The sequence below is a fragment of the Limnochorda sp. genome (assembly GCF_047459355.1).
Taxonomy (GTDB): Bacteria; Bacillota; Limnochordia; order Limnochordales; family Limnochordaceae; genus Limnochorda.
The window spans coordinates 1-5,347 of record NZ_VSCV01000055.1 but is presented as its reverse complement, the minus strand read 5'-3'; the positions used below and the strand labels follow the sequence as shown (position 1 = coordinate 5,347).

Here is a 5,347-nt window from a genome sequence, read left to right as displayed (position 1 = left end):
CCATCTCGGTGACCAGGGCGCCGGCCACCATGGTGCCCAGGGAGAGGGCCATGCCGGTGATCTGGGGGAGGGAGGCGTTCCGGAAGACGTACCGGATCAGCTTCCGGTCGCTCAGGCCCAACATCTTGCCGTACTGGACGTAGTCGGCGCTCACCTCGTAGAGGGCCATCTCCCGCATGCCGATGGCCTGGCCGCCGATGCTGACCAGAACCAGGGAGAGGAACGGCAGGGCGTGGTGGCGGGCCGCGTCGGCGAGGAAGGTCCAGGAGAGGTTGGGGAGGCTCCCGAAGGTGTAGCCGCCGCCCGTGGGAAAGAGGGGCAACTGCACCGCCAAGAGGTAGAGCAGGATGATGGCCAGGCCGTAGTAGGGGATGTTGGAGAAGAGCAGCGAGGCCGTCAAGACGCCCGTGTCGAGCCGCCCGCCTGTGTACGCGGCCACCGCGCCCAGAAGGTTGCCCAGGAGCCACCCCACCAGGATGCTGGGCACTTGGAGGGCGAGGGTCCAGGGCAGGGCTTGGCCGATGAGGTCCCGCACCTTGGCCGGGTAGAGCATGAAGGACGTGCCCCAATCCCCCCGGAGGACCCCTGCGAGATAGGTCAGGAACTGGACGTGGACCGGCTGGTCCAGGCCAAACTCCCGGACATAGGTGGTGTAGATCCGCTCCAGCGATTCAGCGGGAAAGTCGCCCGACACCGTCCGGGAGACGATGACCGTGACCGGGTTGCCCGGGATGAGCCGGGGCAGGGAGAAGTTGAGGGCCATGGCCAGGAGCAGGGCCAGGAGGTACCAGCCTGCCTTGGCCAGCACGTACCGCCGGAAGGTCCTCATCGGCCTACCCCCCTGCTGAACGGGATCCGGCCGGCGACGGCGACGGGGGCGGGAGAGCGCCCGCCACCTCGGGGCCGCCCTCCCGCCCGCCGGTTACTGGGCCGGCTTCAGCCGGTAGATGAGCCGGATGCCCGCGCCGTTGTACTGGGGCGGGGCGTAGGGATCGTCTGCGTTGGGGAAGCCCGTCCAGACCGACTCGTTGTAGAACCAGAAGTAGGCCGGCCGGTACATGAGGACGATGATGGGGACGTCCTCCATGTAGATCCGGTCCAGCTGGCCATACAGCTCCGCCAGCCGGGCGGGGTCCGTCTCGGCGGCCACCTGGTCCAGGAGCCGGTTCACCTCGTCGTTGAAGTACCGGTTCCAGGCCCGGAAAGCGGGCTGGCCCACGGGGGCCACGCCCCGGCCGTCCATCGCCTCGTGGAAGCGGCCCCAGGGCATGTTAGGCCCGTATACGGGCGCCGGCGTGTACATGATCAGGTCGAAGTCGCCGTTGTTGAGGCGGGTGTTCCAGACCGGGGCCTCGGGGAACTGGGTGCGTACGTCGATGCCCACCGCCTGGGCCCCCTGGGCCACGATCTCCAGGGCTGTCATCCAGTCGGTCCAGCCGAAGGGGCACTCCACGTAGAAGGGGCCGAGGCGGGTGCCGTCAGGCAACACGTAGATGCCGTCGGGGCCCCGGCGGGCACCCAGCTCCTGCTCGAGGATCTCGATGGCCTTCTGGGGGTTGTACTCCCATCCGGACTCGGCCACCAGGGCTTCATCGAAGTACTGCTGCTCGGCCACCCCCAGGGGGACGATGAGGCTCGAGCGGGCCGGCGGCGAGTAGCGGGACATGGCATTCTGGGCGATGAGCCCATAGTTGATGCTGTAGGCCAGCGCCCGGCGCACCAGGGGGTTGTCGAGGGGCTGGCGCTGGATGTTGATGATGAGGGCCGGGGTGGTGGCCGGCAGCTGGTACGGTTCCTCGGCGAACCAGGCGCCGACGGGGACGCCCCGCTGCTTCATGGTCCAGAACTGGGGCACGAAGGTCTGGTGCAGGTCGACCTGCCCCCGCTCGAAGGCCAGGTTGGCCGCGTCGTTGCTCCGGAAGATGGGGTGGACCACGTACTTGGGGGCCGGCATGCCGAAGTAGGAGATGCCCCAGTAGTTGTCGTCCCGCTCCAGGATGATCTGCTCCGAGGTGTAGCTGTGCAGCTTGTAGGGGCCGGAGCCGACGGGGTTCTCCATGTTGGCGAAGCCGGCCACATCCCCCGTCTGCTCCACCTCCACCCAGAGGTGTTCGGGCAGGATGCGGATGGTCCCCAGGGCATTCAGCACCACGCCGGGGTTGAGGTGGTCGGGGTGGAGGTGGAAGGTGAGCGTCCGCTCATCCTGGACGGTGATCCCCGTCAGGTAGCCCACGTCCCAGAGATTGCTGTAGGCTAGGGGATGCCTCTGGGCCAGCTCGAAGGTGTAGGCCACGTCTTGGGCGGTGAGTGGGTGGCCGTCTTGGAAGCGGGTGCCCTCCCGCAAGGTGACGACAAGAGTGTAGGGGTCGGCCCACTCCATGGTCTCGGCCAAGAGGGGTTCCATCTCACCGGTGACCATGTTGTAGGCGAAGAGGGACTCATAGATCCAGGTCATGTTCTGGGTCCGGCTCACCGGCCAGCCGGGGTTGGGGTGGACCGGGTTGAAGTTGGTGGGAGGGCCCCACTGCTGGCCCGAGATGGAGAAGGTCTCATGCCGGGGCAGCGCCTGGGCCCCCGCCGGCTGCCCCCCAACACAGGCGACGAGCCCGAGGCCGAGGGCCAAGCCTAGAGCCACCGATGCCAACCTCTTCACCAGGCAACCTCCTTTCAGTCCCGCACCACCGAAAGCCTCATTCGCGCGCGTGGGCAGCACCCGTGAACCCGACTTCTAGTCTGATTCTTGGTTTTCTTCTGAGAATTTTCCTGCACCAGGCACCGTCTTTTCGGACGGGTCTCAGGGCCAAGCACCCTCCTTCCAGGAAACCCGCTCCCGGCCAGGGCATCCCCCACCCGCCTTGTCTGCTCTACCGCGGTTGCACCCTTACATCTTGACGGCCCCGGCCGTCAGGCCCTGGACGATGTACCGCTGGACCAGCATGAACAGCAGCATGGGGACGGAGGCCGCGACCAAGGAGGCGGCCATCAGCTCGGGCCAGCGGACGGAGCTGCGGGAGAAGAACTGGTAAAGCCCCTGGGTGATGGGCATCAGGTCCGGCGATTGGATGAGGACCAGGGCCAGGACGAACTGCTGGCTCCAGCCGGTGATGAAGGCGTAGATGGCCACCGCCACCATGGCCGGTAGCACCAGGGGCAAGACCACCTGACCCAGGGCCCGAAGGCGGGAGCAGCCGTCCACCCAGGCCGCCTCCTCAAGGGACCGGGGCACCGCCTCGAAGTACGAGGCCAGGAGCAGCACCGACAGCGGCAGGGTGAAGACGGAGCCCGCCAGGATCATGGCCGGGCGGGTGTTGAGGAGCCCCAGGACCCGGATGATGTCGTAGAGCGGCACCAGCAACATGATGGGGGCGAACATGTTGGCGTAGACCAGGAGGAAGAGGATCCCCCGCCGGCCCGGGATCGGGTGGCGGGAGAGCCCGTACGCGGCCGGCACGGCCACCCCGAGGGAGACCAGGCTCACTCCCAGCCCGTAGATGAAGCTGTTCCCCAGGAACCTGGGCAGCCGGGGCACGATCTCGAACATCTCGGCGAAGTTCTCCAGGGTGGGCCGCCGGGGGACGAGGCTGGGCGGGACCAGCCACGCCTCCGCCTCCGGCTTCAGCGCGGTGATGACCATCTGGTAGATGGGCAGGAGCATGAAGACGAGAAAGAGCATCACCAGCCCGTGGGTGGCCACCTTCGCCAGGCCCTTCCTCATTGGGACCCCTCCTGCCCGCCCCGCAGGGCTTGCAGGTAGCCTAGGGTGATGGCCGTCACCACCAGCACCTGGACCGTGGTCATGGCCGCGGCCTTCCCCAGCCCGCCGAAGCGGAGGAGCCGGAAGGCCACGTTGTAGATGGCGATGGGCAAGGTCTCGGTGGCGGAGACGGGGCCGCCCCGGGTCATGACCCAGATGGGGTCGAAGGAGTTGAAGGTCCAGACCGTCGAGAGGAGCGCCGTGGTGAGCACCACGGGGCGGACCAGGGGCAGGGTGACCCGGAAGAACCGGATCCAAGGGGAGGCCCCGTCGACCAACGCTGCATCCAGGAGGTCCCCCGGCACCGACTGGAGACCGGCCAGGATCATCACCACCATGAAGGGCAACCCGATCCAGGCGTCGGCCACCGCGGTGCTGACGAAGGCGGCCACCGGCGCCCCCAGGAAGGCCACCGGCTGGGAGACCAGCCCCAGCCGCAGAAGCACCCCGTTCACCAGCCCGAACTGGGTGTTCATGGTCCAAGCCCAGGTCATGGCCGCGATGGCCCAGGGGAGGCCCCAGGGCAGCACGGCCAGGGTCCGGTAAACCTGGCGGCCCGCCAGCTCTTGGTGGAGGAGGATCGCCCCCGCCAAGCCCAGGCTCACCTTGAGCAAGAGGGAGAGCCCCACCCAGAGGACCGTCCGCCCCAGGCTGGCCAGGAAGTAGACGCCCTCCTGGCCCGGCATCCGGAAGGTGAAGGCCCAAAGGTAGTTGCTCCAACCGGCCCACTGGGGCGTCATGCTCAGCAAAGTGACGTCGAAGAAGGAAAGGTAGAGCACCCGGCCGATGGGGTAGATCAAGAAGAGGGCCAGGTAGAGGAGCATGGGGAGCACGTAAAGGACGCCCGCCCAACGGGCCCGCCAGCGGGCCCCGGGCCCTCGCCACCGGTGGAACATGGCCCCGTCCCCATCCTTCCCACCGCTTCCCGGACCCGTCGGGTCGAGAGTGACGGTGCCGGGCGGGTTCCCCCGCCCGGTCCTTCCGGTTCCTGGGGTCTTGAGCGTTCCTGGGCGCCCAGGTTACTGGACACCCTGCAGGATGTTGATGGTCTGAGCCGCTTCCTTCAGGGCCGTCTCCGCGTCGGCCTGGCCCAGGAAGTACTTCTGGGTGGCGGTAAGGAGGGCTTCCTGGACCCCCTCCCAGTCCTGGATGGAGGCCGCCTGGGGGATGCCGTACTCCAGGCCCTCAATAAAGACCTGCCAGTACCAGGGGTTGAAGGCCTCCAGCTCCGCTTCGGCCGGCATGGGCGGGATGAAGCCCAGGGTGATGTCCCACGTGGCCTGATTTTCGAAGTTGGTCATGAACATGGCGAACTCCACGGCCAGGTCCTTATGCCGCGCCTGCGCCGGGATGGCAATGGAGTCGGTGACCACCACCGTGGCGAAGGGCCGGTCGCCCTGGGGGCCCGCCGGCACCATCTGGACGCCCACGTCAATCCCTGCCTCCAGGGCCTCGATGACACTGAAGACGTGGTCGGTGTACATGGCGAGCCGCCCGCTCTTGAAGAGGCGGATCAGATCTTCCCGCCGCCACTCGATGGGTGACGGCTGCGCGTACGCCTTCAAGGCGCCGAAGTAGAACTCCATCGCTTCC

At 67.5% G+C, this 5,347-nt stretch carries 5 protein-coding genes; all 5 read right to left on the bottom strand.

The annotated features are described in order from the left end of the window. Window positions 1-829 (bottom strand): ABC transporter permease (locus tag FWJ67_RS10545; RefSeq protein ID WP_414482796.1); only part of this gene is annotated, 829 nt, incomplete at its 3' end. Between the two features lie 93 nt (window positions 830-922). After that, window positions 923-2,653 carry an ABC transporter substrate-binding protein gene (locus FWJ67_RS10540; RefSeq protein WP_304173575.1) on the bottom strand — a complete coding sequence of 577 codons (1,731 nt, stop codon included), beginning with the start codon at window positions 2,651-2,653 and terminating at the stop codon, window positions 923-925. Between the two features lie 228 nt (window positions 2,654-2,881). Continuing rightward, window positions 2,882-3,715 (bottom strand): carbohydrate ABC transporter permease, encoded by an 834-nt coding sequence (locus FWJ67_RS10535; protein WP_304173576.1) that lies wholly within the window; start codon window positions 3,713-3,715, stop codon window positions 2,882-2,884. Further along, window positions 3,712-4,650, bottom strand: a complete 939-nt coding sequence (locus FWJ67_RS10530; RefSeq protein ID WP_414482795.1) for a carbohydrate ABC transporter permease — start codon at window positions 4,648-4,650, stop codon at window positions 3,712-3,714. The genes FWJ67_RS10535 and FWJ67_RS10530 overlap by 4 nt, the downstream gene beginning before the upstream one ends. Before the next feature lie 123 nt (window positions 4,651-4,773). After that, a partial coding sequence (locus FWJ67_RS10525; protein ID WP_414482794.1) for an extracellular solute-binding protein occupies window positions 4,774-5,347 on the bottom strand: 574 nt, incomplete at its 5' end.